Genomic DNA, 15,285 nt, shown 5'->3' with positions numbered 1-15,285 from the left:
CCCGCCCACTTACATCAGCACGCCACAGCACCGCCCGACGGCATCGGATCGCACGTCCAAGTCCGTTGGGCGATGCCATTCTTGCGTCAGTCGCGCTCAATTCGATAGGTCTATCTAAGGTAGAGTTGTCATGTATCCCTCATCTATGAGGGCATTCGGACAGGCGCAGACAAATCAGTGGTGGCAGCAGGGAGAGATTCATGGCGAAGATGTCGTACAAGGTGCCGACGAGCCTCAACAGGTCATTCCTCGACCACGAGATCACGCTCAGCAAGGGCGGCTGGGCGGCCAAGCCCTCCCCCATCAAGCAGCTGTTCTTCTTCGGCGGGGGCGCGCTGGCGCTGCTGTGGGCGGTGACGCAGACCTTCGTGGCGAGCTCGGGTCCGGTGTTCATCACGCTCTTCGTCATCTGGGGCCTGGCACTGATCGTCTACTTCGGCGGCATGACCAAGACCAAGGAGCTGCGGGCGATGAACGTGCCCGCCCTGCTGGCGTACGCCCCGTCCCGGGCACGCAACGTCTTCACCCGCCGCAGCTCGGACCCGAGCGACTTCTACTCGATCGTCGGTATCGACGGCATCGAGGAGGACGGCCGGATCCACTTCTCCGACTGCGGTGAGGGGCAGGTCTACCTGGTCGTCGGCTCAGCGTCGTACCTGCTCTTCGACGAGGACCGCATCGGCATCCTGGACCGGGTCGACGCCTTCTGGCGCAAGATCGACACGAACTGCGAGTGGGCCTTCGTCACCACGAAGGAGCCGCAGCGGATCTACCACCAGGTGGCCTCGCTCGAGCACCGCAACCACGCCCTCGAGGTCCGCGACCCTGACCTGATCGAGCTGCAGAACGAGCAGTATGACATCCTCACGCAGCACGTCGGTGGCAAGTTCACCTCGATCCACCAGTACCTGCTGCTCAAGGGCAAGAGCGCTGACGCTCTGCGCCGGGCGCACATGGTGCTGCAGTCCGAGGTCGAGGGGTCCGCGCTGATGATCAAGGAGGCTACGGTCCTCGACCGCGAGGAGACCGAGCCCATGCTGCGGGTCTTCTACCAGGGCATCGAGGACGACCTGCACTCTCTCAAGGCCTCACTGAACTGACCGGGCCGAGCTGGACGAACAAAGGAAGGACGAAGGGTGACATGGCGCTGATGACGAAGGCCCGCGCGCAGCTGGGCATTCCGGGTAAGAAGCCCCGGGGCGGGGACGCGACGGCCGTGCCGGCCGTGGATGAACTGGAGGCCGCTCTCGACGGCGATCCCGCCACGGACGGGACGGCGGAGCCGTCCGAGGTGACCGCGCCGGCGGTCGCCGCTGAGCCGGCCGAGGTGGCCGAGCCGAAGAAGAACTGGTGGCAGCGCCGCCAGGAGATGAAGAAGCTGGAAGGGCGGTTCGACTCGTATCCGCACCTGCTGGCGCTCAAGCCTCGGGAGAAGTACGCCTTCCGCTCCGACTACTTCGAGGTCGACGGTTCCGTGGCGTGCGTGCTCGCGTTCTTCCACGACGACGCCGCCCACGACAACTTCGCCGCGTTCTGGGGCATCGACCGGATCCCGGACGGGCTCGACGAGCGCGTCACCGCGGTCGTCCTGGAGCAGGTGCGCCGGATGGACGAGAAGTGGGTGGATTCGTTCACCAAGCAGTCGGAGAAGCTCGACCGCCTTGACGCGAACGAGCAGGAGGAGACCGGCACGACCTCCTCCAAGCGCAAGGCCGCCAAGATCTCCTCTGACCTGGAGGTCACCATCGGCGAGATCCAGGACGGCGCGAGCTACCTGTCGGTGCACAACCGCCTGTTTCTCAAGGCTCCGGACCTCGAGACGCTGGACGACTCGGTCGACCGCGTCACGCGCCTGTACATCGACCGCTTCGGCACGCTGAAGGCTGCGGCGTACGCCGGCGAGCAGCGCCAGGAACTCTCGGGCCTGTTCAAGAACAACGAGAAGAAGCGCGGCAAGGGCTTCCACTTCACTTCGACCGAGCTCGCGGGTTCGTACTCGCTGGTGACTAACGGCCTGAACGACCGGGGCGGCGAGTACGTCGGCTACATGGTCGGCGACGTCAACAACTCGGCCGTACTCATGGACGTGAACCGGTACGAGCACCACGTTGTCGTGGCAGACGCGACCCTGAGCGAGTACCTGGATCGCCAGCGTGTGTCGAACATGTGGTGCTCGAAGATCTCGCAGGCCTGCATGCTCGGCAACGGCTCGGTGGTCCACCTCGTGCTGGACGGGGCGGACCTGGACAAGCTGGGCCCGAACTTCGAGCGGCTGACCTCGCGCGTGGACCTGAACCGCGGTGACGTCAACCCCTTCGAGCTGTTCGGCGACGAGGACGACGAACTGACGGTCTTCGCCGCGCAGATGGAGAAGCTCAAGCTGATGTTTGAGCAGCTCTACGAGACCACGGACGGGGCCATCGGCTCGATCATCCGCTCCGCGCTGGAGGACACGGCGACCGACTTCTACGTCGAGCAGGGCATGTGGCGGCATAACGCCAAGGACCAGCGGCACCGCCTGCGTGTGGTCAACATCCCGCACCAGCAGGTACCGCGACTGCAGATGTTCGTCTCGTACCTCGACACCGCGCACAAGGCCCTGCTGAACTCAAGCAAGACCGACCCCGACCAGCTGCGCGCGTACAACGTGCTGCGCGGCATCGCGAACACGATGCTCAGCACGAACGGCGACCTGTTCAATAACCACACGGCATCGGCCGTGGACGGGGTCCGGGATGCCCGGCGCGTGGTCTACGACTTCTCGCGGCTGATGCGCCGGGGCAAGGGCGTGGCAATGGCCCAGCTGGTCAACATCGTCGGCTTCGCCGTCGGCAAGCTCGGGCTCGGGGACACCGTGGTGATCCACGGCACCGAGCAGATTGACGACCGCGTCAAGAAGTACCTGCGCGACCAGTTCGACCACATGCACGAGCGCGGCGGCCGCGTGGTCTACAGCTACAACGACGTCGACAAGATGCTCGCGGACTCGGACTTCAACAAGTTCGACGCCGCGGACTACACGCTCTTCGGGCCGATGCGCGACCGCACGGTGGCGGAGTACCAGAAGCAGCTGCACCAGCAGATCCCGCCGGACCTCGCCCAGCTCATCACGACCAAGGGCGAGAACCTTACCTACCTTCGCCGGGACGTGTCGAACGTGGTCTTCCACCTCGACCTCGCGCTGGGGATCAACCCCTTCCGCGAGGCCCAGCGCAGGCAGGTTCGCCTGGAGGCCGCCAAGGCCGACGAGGCGGCCCGGATGGACCAGCTGATGAAGGACAAGCCGGCACCCGGCGCGAAGCTCACCAGCGCCCGCCAGAGCGTCGAGTCCGAGGACGACCGCTCTGAGGACCAGGTGGGGCGGGCCGACCGCAGGAAGGCCATGAAGAAGGCCGGGACGGCCCCCCGGAAGCTGGGTAAGTCATGACGGCCATCACGGACACGACAGACAGGAAGGGAAAGATGAACGGGACCATCACGCTCGCGGCGCGGGCCCGGGCCGCGGCGACTGCCCGGGGCGGGCTGGTGCGCGTCCTGGCTCTGTCGCTGCTCGTGGCACTGGTTGTGCCGCTGCTGATGACGGTGTTCGCGCCATCGGCACACGCTGCCGACGACGAGGACCGCGACAATTACTCGCTGTACCAGCTGGCGTCGAATGCCTCGACGTACTTCAGTCAGGAGAACTCCCCCGAAGGCAAGGACAAGCCCGAGGATCGGATGAACGAGGACTGGCGGGCGATCACCGCCGACCCGGCGACGGGCGGCGACATGCTCGGCTACGCCGACTCCGAATTCAGCCTCTTCAACGTAGTCGGCTGGCTCTTCGCCGAGGCGACGGGCTCCACGCAGACCATCGGGTACGACACGCTGAATGCGACAGCCAGCGGCAGCGGCAAGAACGTCTACTCCGGCATGGTGGACTACGCCCACTTCGGCGCGGCCAACGCCGACCTCGGCCTGGACACGATGTCCTCGGGCATCGGTGGACAGATCCTGTCGCTCATCGGCGGCGGCGCGATCTGGCTGCTCTACGCGATGGCGCTGGCCGTGGGCACGCTGTTCTATCTCATCATCCAGCTGCTGAAGGTGCTGAACCCGTTCATGTGGTTCTACCAGGCGGTCGCAGGCGTCGCGGACTCCGGCGGCAATACGAACAGCGCGCACCAGCAGGACCTCGCCGACGGGATGACCGGTGGCCAGGCCGGCGGCGGTGCCCTGGCGGGCCTGCAGCACTGGATCGCAAGCTGGTACGGCCTGCTGCAGTCCATCGCCTGGGAGGCGCTGGTCCCGCTCTTCATCGGATTCCTGATTATTGGCCTGGTGCTGTTCAAGAAGATGGACCGCGGCTCGGCGATCAAGAAGCTCGTCGTGCGCGTCGTCTTCATTGGCGTGGGCCTTCCGCTGATGGGTTCGATGTACACCGGCGTCCTGGACAAGTTCGATGACTCGCTGCTGGGCCAGCACGCCGGCCCGACCCGTGTGGTGCTCTCCACGTACGTGGACTTCGAGGCCTGGATGATGAACGACCGTCTCGGCGTTCCCGATGAGGCCGTTATCGCCTGGGACAACGGCCAGGCCAGCAACAACGCGATGATGTCGGTGCGCACGACGGCACTGGCGATCAACAAGCAGGCGCACGGTTCGACCTTCCGCGACATCAGCGTGGGCCCCGGTGCGACCAATGCCGAGACGGCCTGGAAGAACAGCCTGGTCGGCATGGAGGGCAGCCCGGCGGGTGACTTCAACGCCGTGGGCGAGACCTTCGGCATGCTCAACAGCTACATCTCGGGCCAAATTACATCGGCGTCGGACTTCGAGTCGGGCATCAAGAGCGCGATTACCAACCTGCCGGTCAACAGCGACGTGAAGAAGGAGTGGTTCATCGACAAGAAGTCCTACGGTGACAGCGACAACTTCGGCGGGCACGGCGAGTCGGACTACATCCCGACCAACCACCCGGTGCTGGCGGCCGGCGGCAAGGGCCTGACCTCCTCGAACCCGGGCGGGAACACGACGAGCTTCTCGACCCAGGGCACCAAGCACGGCTGTGGGTTCTCGGTCTGGGCGGACAACGCCCCGGTCTCCTGCAACATGTCGGCGCTGTCGGCGTACAACTACCTGAACACCGGCTTCGGCCCCGACTCGATGACGATGTACAGCTCGAACAACGTCACCAGCGGCCTGACCCGCGAGGACCACATGGCGGTCAGCCAGGTCGGCACGGGCCCGGCGAAGTTCATGTACTGGCAGAACGCCGGCGTCGTGTTGGGCAGCATGGTCCTGCTCGGCTTCTGGTACGCCATCGGCATGCTGGTGGGCGCGGTCAAGCGCACCTTCAGCCTCGTGGCCGCGGTGCCGTTCGCCACGCTGGGCGCGATCGCCGCGATCAGCAAGGTGATCGTCTACTCCGTCGCACTGATCCTCGAGGTGCTGGTGACGCTGTTCATCTACCAGTTCGTCTCGGAGCTGCTGATCTCCATCCCGGACATCATCTCCGGACCGGTGTCGGCCTGGATGTCCGAGGACGGCCTGTGGGGCTCAGGCATGCTCGGCGGGATCATCGTGGTCATCCTGACCCTGATCTCCTCGCTGCTGATCATCGGCATCACCTTGGCGCTCCTGCGGGTGCGCAAGGTCGTGCTGCAGGCGATGGACGAGGTGTTCACCAAGCTCGTGGACAAGTTCCTCGAGACCAACACCGCACCGAAGCCGGACAAGAGCGGCATGCTCCCCGCGCTGGCTGCGGGAGCCGGGGCCGGAGCGGGCATGGCCATGGGTAACAAGCTCGCCTCCGGCGTCGGCGGCAAGCTCGGCGGCAGCGGGGCCACGAAGCCCGGCGGCACCCCCGGTGGCAGCAAGGGCTCGTCGACCAACGCCGGCGGCCTGAACGGTGAGCAGAAGTCGCTTGCTGCCGGGAAGGGCGCACTGGCCCTGGCCGCCGGTCCGAACGACGGTCCGGAAGCCGGCCCCGACGGCGGCAGCCCCGCCGGCCCCGGTCCGGTTCCCGGCGGTGGTGGTGACAGCGGCGGCCGCGGCCCGTCCGCTGGTGGTCCCGAGGGTCCCGGCGACAAGGGCGGTCCTCTGCAGCTCACGGGCGGCAAGGCGGGGAGCTCCCGCTCCGACAAGGAGACTGCTCAGACCCTGAGCGGCAAGGGCGGCCTGTCGAACCTCGGCTACAGCACCGGCCAGGGTCCCTCCTCGCGGGGCGGCCAGGCCACCGGCGGCCAGACGAGCTTCGGGCTCGGCGGCGCGCAGGGCGCTCCTGGTACCGGGCAGCCAGGCCATGGCCAGGGTCAGGGCCAGAAGCGGGACGGGCTCACGGGCGGCACCGATAGCGGTGCGCACACCAGCCGTGGCCGCAAGGCGGACGCCGGCCAGTCGGCACCGACGCAGTTCGGCACCGGACAGCAGGCGGCTCCGGCCTCCTCGGGCCGGGGCCCGCGCTTCACCGCTGGCACCGTCGGGCCCGCGCAGGTGAACCCCGTCGTCGCAGCGGTCCCGGGGATTCCGGGCACCCGGGCGACGCGGGCCGCCGAAGGCCAGCAGCCGCAGGCCAACGCGGGTTCCGGCTCCCGTGCTGTGCAGGCAGGACCGGGTATCCCGCAGGCCAGCGGCAGCCAGCGCCGCAGCCCGCAGGCTCCGGTCCAGGCTCCGACCGGCCAGGGCAGTGCCCACCGGGCTCCGGTCCAGCCCCGCACCGGCGCTTCGGCGCAGGCGCAGGGCCAGTCCGGTCAGCGCCTGCAGGCCCCGGCTCCTGCTCCTGCTTCTACCCAGCCCCGTGTCGGTGGCCGGGTTACCGGAGGCACTCAGGGCAGCCAGGGTGTCCAGCCGACTCCACGCAGCGGACGTCGATCGGCACCGGCGGCTCAGGCTCCGAAGGCCCCGGCCCCGAAGCCGTCGCAGCCGGCTCCGGCCCAGCCGCGGCGGACGGCGGATCCGGCTCCGAAGCGCACGGACGGTCCCGTGTCGCGGAGGAAGCCGGCTGAGGACCCGAAGAACTGATCGTTGGTGATGAGGGCGGCGCACTCCGACAAGGGGTGCGCCGCCCTTTGCCTGCCACGGGGGAAAGGATGGAACGGATGAATCTGCGAGGCAAGGCGCGCGACGAGTTTCCGCTGGGCTGGTGGCACTCGGGGCGCTGGTGGCTCGAGGGACCGCGCGAGCTGGCGGTGAACTGCCTGGCCGCGTTGGCTGCTGTGTTCTTCCTGCGCGAGGCGCTGCGGCTGGTCCGCCATCGCGACAGCCCCGCTGATCTGGCGCGCCGGCGGGTGCCGACGGAGGGTTGGGTGGCCGGGCTCCTGCTCGGGTGCATGGCTTTGGGTAGTTCAACGGCCCTGGCGGCCGTGGCAGCACAGACGGGCTCCTCTGAACGGGGACTGGTCCAGGCGGCGGTCCTCATCGCCATCTTGTGGTGGCTGGCCAACGTGGTCGTTTCAGTAACCGCGCTTGCGGTGCTGGCCAGGTCGCGGGTCCGGCACCGGGACATCTGGGCCGAGATCGATTTCGTCGAGACACATGCGCCAAAGTACGGACGGCCGCCGGAGACGATCGAGGAGTACCGGGCGCTGCGCCTGAAGGGCGGACGGCTGTAGGGCTCATACGGGACTGCCAGCCAGTCAGACACAAGAAGACCCCGTGGACGTGATGTCCACGGGGTCTTCCTTTCTCGTCGGGCGGCAGTCGTACTGCAGCACCGGCCTCAATCCCTCCGGGGGCCCTTGTCGAAGATCCGCGAGATGCGGTCGATTCCCTCGGCGCTGAAGATGTCCGAGACGGCACCGGCGGTCCCGCTGCGCGGCAGCTCCGAGCGCAGGGTGAGCTTGGCGTACCCCCTGGTCGGCCGGGACTCGATGACGTAGACGATCTCGTGCGAAACGAAGGCCGAAGTGGCCGAGTCCGGCTTCTTCTGGTGGGTGAGCACCCGGAAGCCGGCCCGGGTGCCGATGTAGTCGAAGAAGCGTGTGAGTTTCTCCTCCTCGAGCTGCCGCCGCTCCCCCGCGTTGCGGCCGGAGACTTCGATCAGCTGGATGTGCGTGCAGTCCACATCGTCCGTCGGCCGGCGGATGTCGTCGAAATCCCAGGTGGCTCTTGCCGTGCGCAGCTGCTCGTCGCTGGGGTACGCCACCCGCCCCTTGTAGTACCTGGTCGGTCCGATGAGCGTCATGCCCGACCTCCTGCATCCTGTCTGGCGCACGGGCGCGTCCTGGGAGAGAAAAGGCAGAGCCCCGCGGACGCGTGGTCCACGGGGCTCCGGTACTGCAGGTCGATCGGGGCAGTCAAGGGGTCAGCCTCCTCAGCCGCAGTACTTGGTCTTGACGGCCTTGCCCTGCTCGCTGTCGACTGGCACGAGCACGACGTCGTTGACGCCGTTGGAGAAGACGAACTCCATGGTCGACTTGTCCTTGCCGAAGCTGATCGAGCCGGTCTCGGTGGTGCTGCGGCCAGCCTCGGTCCAGTCCACGGAGGACTTGGACTCGTTGATCTTGCCGGTGCCGCGGACGGTGTAGGCGTCCTTGAGCTCGCCCTTCGCCGCGGCCGTCTTCGGGTCGTCGAGGACGGAGTTGATGGAGTGGCAGGCGAGGTCCTGGCGGCTGGCGGTGTCGAAGTAGGTGATCTGGTCACCGTCCACGACGACGATGTCGCCGTTCTGTCCTTCCGAGGTGGCGAAGTACCGCCCGTCCCCGCCGGAGCTGCTGCAGCCGCTGAGCACGAGCGCGGCGCATGCCAGGGCTGCAGCGGTCGCGGCCAGCTTCGTCCGCGTCACGTGTGCGGTCCTGGTGATGTCCATGGTCTTCTCGTCCTTCTGGTCGGTCCTGTCGTCCTGGCTCTGTGTCCAGGCAATGAGTGTTCGGAAGGTCCAGCGTCTCGGCTCCACAGTTCAGAACTGTTTCCCCGAGCCCCCGTTCCCAGGCCATGCCCGGGAGCCGAAGCTGGACTATCCACGCCCGCCTGGACGGACGATCTGCTCAGCCGGGGCTGAGCAGGATTTCCACTCGTATACCTGTTTTCTCTACCAGTATGGCAGACCACGTACCCCCTGTACCACCTTGCACATGTCAGTCAGGAGATGACAGGGACAACTCCAGACACAGAGAGCAGCACGCGGATCCCTGCGCGGAGAACGCCTGCAGGACCCCGGCGTCGTGTCCGGTGTGCCACTCGGACCCGTCGGGGCCGGGGGTTACACCGCACGCGGGGAGGAGGTGACCGGGTGTGGAGTAGAGGTGGTGGACGGTGCAGGGGGCAGAAGCAGTTGGCATGTCCCCATTGTCGGACACTGCGCCGCTTTGTGCCGAGCCGGCAGCGGACCAGGATCAGTCCGTTCCGGACGTTGTCGGAGCCCTTTTATAGCTTGGTGCCCAGGGGATCGAAAAACAGGACCAAAGGTGATTCCCGGGAGAGAGGCGGCCGGCCGTAGCCGCCATCTTTGTGGGTCGCCTATTCGAATATGTGTTCTAAGGTTGTGTTATGTCCTCCGAAGAGTTCGCCGCTGCACTGCAAGCGCAGTATGCGCGGCGGGCCGGCCCGATCGGGCTGACCGTGGAAGAGCTCGACTTCGAACACTTCCCGGCCAAGAACGGGTATCCCGGAATCCCCGTCAAGGCATGGATCCGGTTCCCGAACTGCGCAGAACTGGTGGACGGCGAGGTCTTCGCCTGGACAGCGAAAGCGGTCGAAGTGACATGGAAGGACGGGCCGGTGACGTACCGGACCTGGGTGTGGAGTTCGGCGGTTACCCGCCGGGAAGAAATGATGAACAGGAATCTTGGAGAGCGGACCCGTGGCAGCAACAGCATCAAATAGCAAACCTCTGGACGCTCCAGTGGAGGTCCGCTTCACGGCGAAGGGGGTTCCCCTGGCCGTCAGGCATGACGGCAGGATCTGGGCCGTGGCCGCGGAACCTGTGCACTGGTTCACCCGTGCCGACTGGTGGAACACCGCCAAGCGGGCACCGGTGGGCAGCGGCGACCTGATCAGCGTCGAACACTGGCAGGTTCAGGTCCGGTTGACGTCCACTTCGGCGCTGCGAACCTTCGAGCTGCGCCGCGACCCTTTGTCCGAGCAGTGGCTGCTGGCCGGGATCAGCGACACCGGGGCTGCCGCGGCCTGAGCCCGCTCCATCTCGTCGACTCATCCCCGAGTGTGACGATTCGACTCGTATCAGATTTCCATTCGATTGATCCTCTGACTCATTAGTTGATAGAGTGCCGATAGGCATTGAAAGCACAGCTATCTGAGGCAGGCAGTCATGGCAGGACAGGTCACCACCGCTGAACGCGGTGTGGCTTCGTCTGCATCTGCCTCCCCGCGCAGGCCAGTGCAGATCTCGGCGGCAGCTGCAGCCGCGATCGCCGTCCGCCCGATCCCGGTGGAGGCCATCAAGGCCGGAGCCGCCGTGGCGGCCTCGGTGGCCATCCGGCGGGCGGAGGCAGCTGAGGCTGCCAAGCCTGCGCGCTTGGGTCGCCGTCGGGCCGCCTAGTCCCCGAGAGTCAGCTCCAGGACTGGCGTGAGCCCTTGACCCCGTGCTTGTTGCGGCGGTGGCTGGGCAGCCCGGGCAAAGGGAATTCCTGGCCGCACTCAGGACACGGCACTGGCTGCGGGTGCGCGTAGTTCATGTGGTGGCGCAGGTTGTTCCGGTAGCGGAACGTCCGGGGTTCTTCGCACTTGGGGCACTGGTAGCTGCCGTTCGATGGCATGAGCGAGTACCCGCCCCCGCGGCGCGGCTCCTGGTCGTCAGCTTCGCCGAGATACCAGAAGCCGATCCGGCTCAGGTTCGTGCCCTGGGAGCCGAACATCCCCTTGACCGACCCGCGCTTTCCGTCGTCGGCGTAGACCACGACCTTGCGGAGGAAGGCCCTGATGATCGACTTCTGCTCCGTCTCGGAGAGCTCGAGGAACTCGGCCCCGCTGATGTCGGGGATCGCCCTCGGTCGCCCCTCGGTCTTCTCCGAGATCCGCATCTCGATCTGGCCTTTGAGGGCCTCCTCCTCACCGATGCGGTTCAGCAGTGCCGACATCGCGCTGGCCGGCGCGGTGTTGATCTGGGCCCGTAGGATCAGGATGGAGTCCCCCAGGGCATCAGCCTGTTCGTGGAGCTCGGACAACTCCGAGCTCGCGCTCCCTTCCGCGGCCTGGTTCAGCCTCTCGGCCTGCAGCTCCATCACCTCGGGGCTGTCGAGCGATCCGGCGACGACGTCGCGGATGAAGCGCTCCAGGGCTTCCCTGTTGATTGCAACGCCGGGGCAGTCAGCGCCGCGCATCCGTCCGTTGCACACGTACGATCCCGACTCACCCATCGACCTGTTGCTGGTCATCTTGGTGCCGCAGCCGGCGCAGTAGACGAGGCCGACCAGGGGAAGGCCTCCGGCGCGGGCCCGGGTCCGCTTGAGCGGTTGGGGCTTCATCAGCAGGCGCAGGGTTTCCCACTCGGCCTCCGTGCAGACCGCCTCATGACTCTTGACCGGACGCCCAACCTTGTCGATGACGATCTTGCGCGTGTCGCGGAAGTCCGGACCTGGGCCGCCGCCGCGTCCATCGGCCTTGGCCGTGAGCGAGTTGTATCCGGCCAGGAGCGGATGGCGCAGTAGCGAGGCGACGGCGCGGTATTGGAACGGCCGGCCCTCGCGGTTGGTCAGGCCTTGCTGGTTGAGCTCCCGGACGATCTCGGCGACGGAGAGTCCGTCGAGCCGCCATTCGACGATGCGGCGGACGGTCTTGCTCTCCTCCGGGTGCAGCTTCAGCGTCTTCACGCCGTCGGCGTTGCGCTGCTCGGGCCGCATCCAGCCGTACGGCGCAGGGCCGTTCCAGCCGCCCTTCTGGCGGATGTTCTCGGCGGTGCGCTTCAGCCGCTTGCTCGTGGTCGCCGCCTCGGTCTCCGCCAGGCCGCCGAGGACGGAGATCAGCAGGATGGTGTCGGGCGATCGAGGGGCGAACACGCGGTCATGGGTGTAGATCGTGACGTTGTGGCGGTTGCAGGTGTCGACGATGCGGGCGGTGTCCATCAACCGCCGTGCCAGCCGGTCAAGGTCCCGGACGTAGAGCGCCTTGACGTCGCCTTCGGCGAGGACGCCTTCGAGGCGGTCGCGCTCGGGGCGGTTCCGGTCGCGGTAGGCACTGACGACTTCTTCGAAGATGTCCTGTTTGGCGACTGTGTGGTGGTGCTTCCGGCTTTCCGCCATGATCCAGGCGCGCTGGTCGACGAGCGACGCGTTGCCCTCGGTAGGATCTTTGGATCTGCGGATATAGGCAACGGCTCGCACCCGTAAAGCATACATTTTTAAGGGTGGTGACCCACGTGGTCTGCGTATCGGTGTGATGATGGCCTCTGCAAGTGCTGCATTCCGCAAGGCTCGGCTTGGCCGACCACGTGGGGTGGACTCGTCAGTCGGCCAAAATATCGCGAAGCGTAGAACCTGCGCCTCGGAACATGGAAGGCATTCTTGTCCCTAACTATCAGCGAGTTTCATCGTTCCTTTGCAGGTCGGGTACCCGGCGCAGCCGAAGAACCGGCCGTAGCGCCCTTTGCGTTCCTTCATCGTGTGTTTCTTGCATTTCGGGCAGACCACTGGGGTGATGTCGTCGCCTGTCGCGGATCGGATCTTGACGACACGATCTCCGACCAGCTCGAGGAGGAACGCTGATTCCCTACCGGCGCGCGTGACCAGGAGCACTGAGCGCTTGGCACGGGTCAGTGCGACATAGAACAGGCGTCGTTCTTCTGCGTGTGGGTAGGAGTCAGGGGCGGACATGGCCAGTTGCAGGAGAGCATCATCCTCGACAATGCTGGGGAATCCGTTCCTCTCAAGGCCGAGCACAACGACGTAGTCTGCCTCCTTCCCTTTCGAGGCGTGCACGGTGTTGAACTCGATGGTCAGGTTGGCGTATCTGGCTTCCAGCGCCGAGGTGACATCGTCCTTGGACCGGGAGTACCGGCCGAGCAGCAGCACAGTGGCTGGCTCAGTGAGCTCTGAGTCAAGGGTTGTCAGGTGCTGCCGGACGGCCGATCCGTAGTGGCTGCGCTCCCGTACACTGACGGCGCATAGGGTCTCGCCAGCCTCCGGCGCTGAAGATCGGACGTTCTTGGAGATTTGATTGGGGTTTTTCATCACGAACCCACCCGCGACATCGCACAGGGACTGCGGGGACCGGAAGGTGCGGTCCAGCCAGATGGTGGACGCTGTCCCGAACCAATTATCGAAGCGGGTCATCACACTGAGGTCTGAGCCCGCGAACCTGTTGATCGACTGCCAGTCGTCGCCGACCGCGTAAAGGTAGTTTCCAGGAGCCTTCATCAGCGCCCTCACCAGCGCCGCACGGGCAGAGCTGGTGTCCTGCATCTCGTCGACCATGACGAGCCGGTAAGGGCTCATCCAACGGCCCGACTCGACGTGATCGGTTGCGAGATTCAGCATGTCCTCGAAATCGATCTGGCCCGCGGCTCGGAGCTGACGGTCCCATTCGGCGAGGATGACGCCGTACAGGCGTGTGAAGAGCCTGGCCCGCAAGGTTCGGCTGGCCCGCTGCGTCAGCACGTCAGGGGTGAGGCGGTTGCCCTTCGCGTGGGCCATGAACGACCGCATCAGCGTCATCATGGCTGGTTCGGTGATCGGAGGCTCCCCTACCGCCTCCCGGTAGGGGTCTTCCTCGAGTTGGATTCCGTGTCGGCGGAGCTCCTGTTCGAGGTGCTCGAACCCGGACCCGTCCCGGATGGTTGCCGAGGTTGTCTCGATAAGTCTTGTGCTGTATCGAGTGTGGGTCTGACGCCGCCACGCCATACTCTCGGCATACCCGTCAAAATGTGGCGGCGGGTTGCCGTCTGAACCGAGCGCCCAGTGCTCATGCCAGACGTCGATGTCCGGATAGTAGAAGTCCGGCTGATACTGACGGTGGTGCGCGTCCGCAACGTCGTGCGCGTAGGGTCGCTCGTATTCGTATCGGACGCCGTTGAGGAAGAGCCAGTTGGCGATCATCACCTCTTCCTGGCTCTTGACGACCTCTCCAGCGAGAGTGCCGAAGCCGTTAATACCTGTGTTCCTGTCCCACGTCTCGGGCTCGTCTTCGTCCCCGAGGTCCGGCAGTTGCCTGCCGAACACGAGCCGGAAAAGGTCCCAGTCCCGCCGGAAGGCCGGGTCCCGGTCACGGAGCCCATCAACGATCGCCGCGAGCCGCCCGATCCCGTTGCCATTGGTGATGTCATCGGGGACTGAAGGTTTTCGACCGGTGGCTTCGCCGACGACGCGCAGTCCGAAGGCGTGAAAAGTGCTCGAGGCTACCGACGCACCGTCATCGCCGAGGCGGGAGACGAGCCGCTCCGAGAGCTCACCGGCTGCCTTTTTGTTGAATGCGAGGGCGAGGATCTCCGTCGGCTGGGCGATGCCACGCCGGATCGCATACCCGGCGCGGGCTACCATCGTCGACGTCTTCCCGGAGCCCGCGGCCGCGATGACACGCACCCGGTTGTCGAAGCAGACCGTCGCCCTCGTCTGCTCTTCCGTCAACGGCGACTTCTCGACCTTGCGGAAGAAGTCGGCAAGGTCGTTTTTCTCCCACTCCAGGAACGCCTCGTTGCGCTGGGCAGCCCACCTTGACAAGTCAGTGGTGCAGCAGGCGTCGACTGCGGCACGCTGGTCCTCGCGTTTGCCCTTGGGAAGCCCGGAGAGCCTCGGATCGCTGTCGGCAGCCAGCCACACAGCGACGTCCGGACGGGAGTCCGCGAGCGCGGCGATCGTGTCCTGGTCTGCCCACCGTAGTCGGTCCATCACATCCCGGACCCGGGACCACCACAGGCTGGCCGCCTCGCCCTGCTCCTCAGCCTTTGAGAGCAGGGCGGCGAGATGCCGTCGCTCATCGAGCTCGGAGTGGTACGCAGCGGCAACCTCACGCACCGCGCGACGAGACAGCCCATTGAGCACCGTCTCCGTCCCGTGGACGAGAGTGACGATGAGCTGCCCTGAGCCTTCATCGACTGCGAGTCCGAGGACGTCGATGACATCAGCGTCCACCTCCCGGGGGATTCCGCAGACGCGCAGGCGGCCCTCACGGATCGACAGCACCCATGACCCGGCACCTCTGAACGCGCGTGCCCACCAACCCGGCTTCCACTCCGTCATGCTTCCCCCGACTCACACACGTCTTCAAAAGGAGACTATTTGCCCTCTTTCCACGGTATCAGCGAGGAATTGTGTGTCGTCGAGTGCGTTCACCGGGTTCGTGCTGATCCGCAGGTACTGGACTCGGCGGGCTTGCCCGTCAACCCTTCGATGGCATGGTGGAGGTGGACCTCCC

The 15,285-nt window shown here is 66.0% G+C and carries 11 protein-coding genes; 7 read left to right on the top strand and 4 right to left on the bottom strand.

Annotation, left to right across the window (positions count from 1 at the left end; all coding sequences use genetic code 11):
- Positions 1-200: 200 nt before the first annotated feature.
- From ABIE00_RS08215 to ABIE00_RS08200, 4 genes are all read left to right on the top strand, one after another.
- Entirely contained in the window at positions 201-1,100 is a 900-nt protein-coding gene (locus ABIE00_RS08215) for a hypothetical protein (RefSeq protein WP_354258941.1), read from the top strand.
- A gap of 41 nt (positions 1,101-1,141) precedes the next feature.
- Entirely contained in the window at positions 1,142-3,427 is a 2,286-nt protein-coding gene (locus ABIE00_RS08210; RefSeq protein ID WP_354258938.1) for a hypothetical protein, read from the top strand.
- 35 nt (positions 3,428-3,462) lie between these two features.
- Positions 3,463-7,002 (top strand): hypothetical protein, encoded by a 3,540-nt coding sequence (locus ABIE00_RS08205; RefSeq protein ID WP_354258935.1) that lies wholly within the window; start codon positions 3,463-3,465, stop codon positions 7,000-7,002.
- A gap of 77 nt (positions 7,003-7,079) precedes the next feature.
- Entirely contained in the window at positions 7,080-7,592 is a 513-nt protein-coding gene (locus ABIE00_RS08200) for a hypothetical protein (protein WP_354258932.1), read from the top strand.
- Positions 7,593-7,699: 107 nt separating this feature from the next.
- On the opposite strand, the gene ABIE00_RS08195 is transcribed toward ABIE00_RS08200, so the two are convergent.
- Both ABIE00_RS08195 and ABIE00_RS08190 read right to left on the bottom strand, forming a co-directional pair.
- On the bottom strand, positions 7,700-8,164 hold the full coding sequence (locus ABIE00_RS08195; RefSeq protein ID WP_354258929.1) for a hypothetical protein: 465 nt from the start codon (positions 8,162-8,164) through the stop codon (positions 7,700-7,702).
- 129 nt (positions 8,165-8,293) lie between these two features.
- Positions 8,294-8,875, bottom strand: coding sequence for a hypothetical protein (locus ABIE00_RS08190; RefSeq protein ID WP_354258926.1), 582 nt, complete (start codon positions 8,873-8,875; stop codon positions 8,294-8,296).
- Between the two features lie 593 nt (positions 8,876-9,468).
- On the opposite strand from ABIE00_RS08190, the gene ABIE00_RS08185 reads away from it, so the two are divergent.
- From ABIE00_RS08185 to ABIE00_RS08175, 3 genes are all read left to right on the top strand, one after another.
- Positions 9,469-9,804 carry a hypothetical protein gene (locus tag ABIE00_RS08185; RefSeq protein WP_257369035.1) on the top strand — a complete coding sequence of 112 codons (336 nt, stop codon included), beginning with the start codon at positions 9,469-9,471 and terminating at the stop codon, positions 9,802-9,804.
- Positions 9,782-10,111 (top strand): hypothetical protein, encoded by a 330-nt coding sequence (locus ABIE00_RS08180; RefSeq protein ID WP_374111515.1) that lies wholly within the window; start codon positions 9,782-9,784, stop codon positions 10,109-10,111. The genes ABIE00_RS08185 and ABIE00_RS08180 overlap by 23 nt, the downstream gene beginning before the upstream one ends.
- A gap of 138 nt (positions 10,112-10,249) precedes the next feature.
- Positions 10,250-10,480: a hypothetical protein gene (locus ABIE00_RS08175; RefSeq protein WP_142938820.1), complete on the top strand. Its 231-nt coding sequence runs from the start codon at positions 10,250-10,252 to the stop codon at positions 10,478-10,480.
- Between the two features lie 10 nt (positions 10,481-10,490).
- Here the strand turns inward: ABIE00_RS08175 and ABIE00_RS08170 are convergent, their stop codons facing one another.
- Positions 10,491-12,260 (bottom strand): recombinase family protein, encoded by a 1,770-nt coding sequence (locus ABIE00_RS08170; RefSeq protein WP_354258922.1) that lies wholly within the window; start codon positions 12,258-12,260, stop codon positions 10,491-10,493.
- Positions 12,261-12,446: 186 nt separating this feature from the next.
- The gene (locus ABIE00_RS08165; protein WP_354258919.1) at positions 12,447-15,110 is read right to left on the bottom strand and encodes a UvrD-helicase domain-containing protein; all 2,664 of its coding nucleotides are present in this window, start codon (positions 15,108-15,110) and stop codon (positions 12,447-12,449) included.
- Positions 15,111-15,285: the final 175 nt, after the last annotated feature.

This window comes from Arthrobacter sp. OAP107, assembly GCF_040546765.1.
Lineage (GTDB): Bacteria > Actinomycetota > Actinomycetes > Actinomycetales > Micrococcaceae > Arthrobacter.
Note: the sequence above shows the minus strand (reverse complement) of the source record. Positions and strands in the feature narration are given on the sequence as shown.

Excerpts from the sequence above, each read along its gene's own strand:
- ABIE00_RS08205 (WP_354258935.1), top strand. The coding sequence starts at position 3,463 with ATGAACGGGACCATCACGCTCGCGGCGCGGGCCCGGGCCGCGGCGACT.
- ABIE00_RS08215 (WP_354258941.1), top strand. The coding sequence starts at position 201 with ATGGCGAAGATGTCGTACAAGGTGCCGACGAGCCTCAACAGGTCATTC.
- ABIE00_RS08210 (WP_354258938.1), top strand. The coding sequence starts at position 1,142 with ATGGCGCTGATGACGAAGGCCCGCGCGCAGCTGGGCATTCCGGGTAAG.
- ABIE00_RS08185 (WP_257369035.1), top strand. The coding sequence starts at position 9,469 with ATGTCCTCCGAAGAGTTCGCCGCTGCACTGCAAGCGCAGTATGCGCGG.
- ABIE00_RS08175 (WP_142938820.1), top strand. The coding sequence starts at position 10,250 with ATGGCAGGACAGGTCACCACCGCTGAACGCGGTGTGGCTTCGTCTGCA.
- ABIE00_RS08165 (WP_354258919.1), bottom strand. The coding sequence starts at position 15,110 with ATGACGGAGTGGAAGCCGGGTTGGTGGGCACGCGCGTTCAGAGGTGCC.
- ABIE00_RS08195 (WP_354258929.1), bottom strand. The coding sequence starts at position 8,164 with ATGACGCTCATCGGACCGACCAGGTACTACAAGGGGCGGGTGGCGTAC.
- ABIE00_RS08200 (WP_354258932.1), top strand. The coding sequence starts at position 7,080 with ATGAATCTGCGAGGCAAGGCGCGCGACGAGTTTCCGCTGGGCTGGTGG.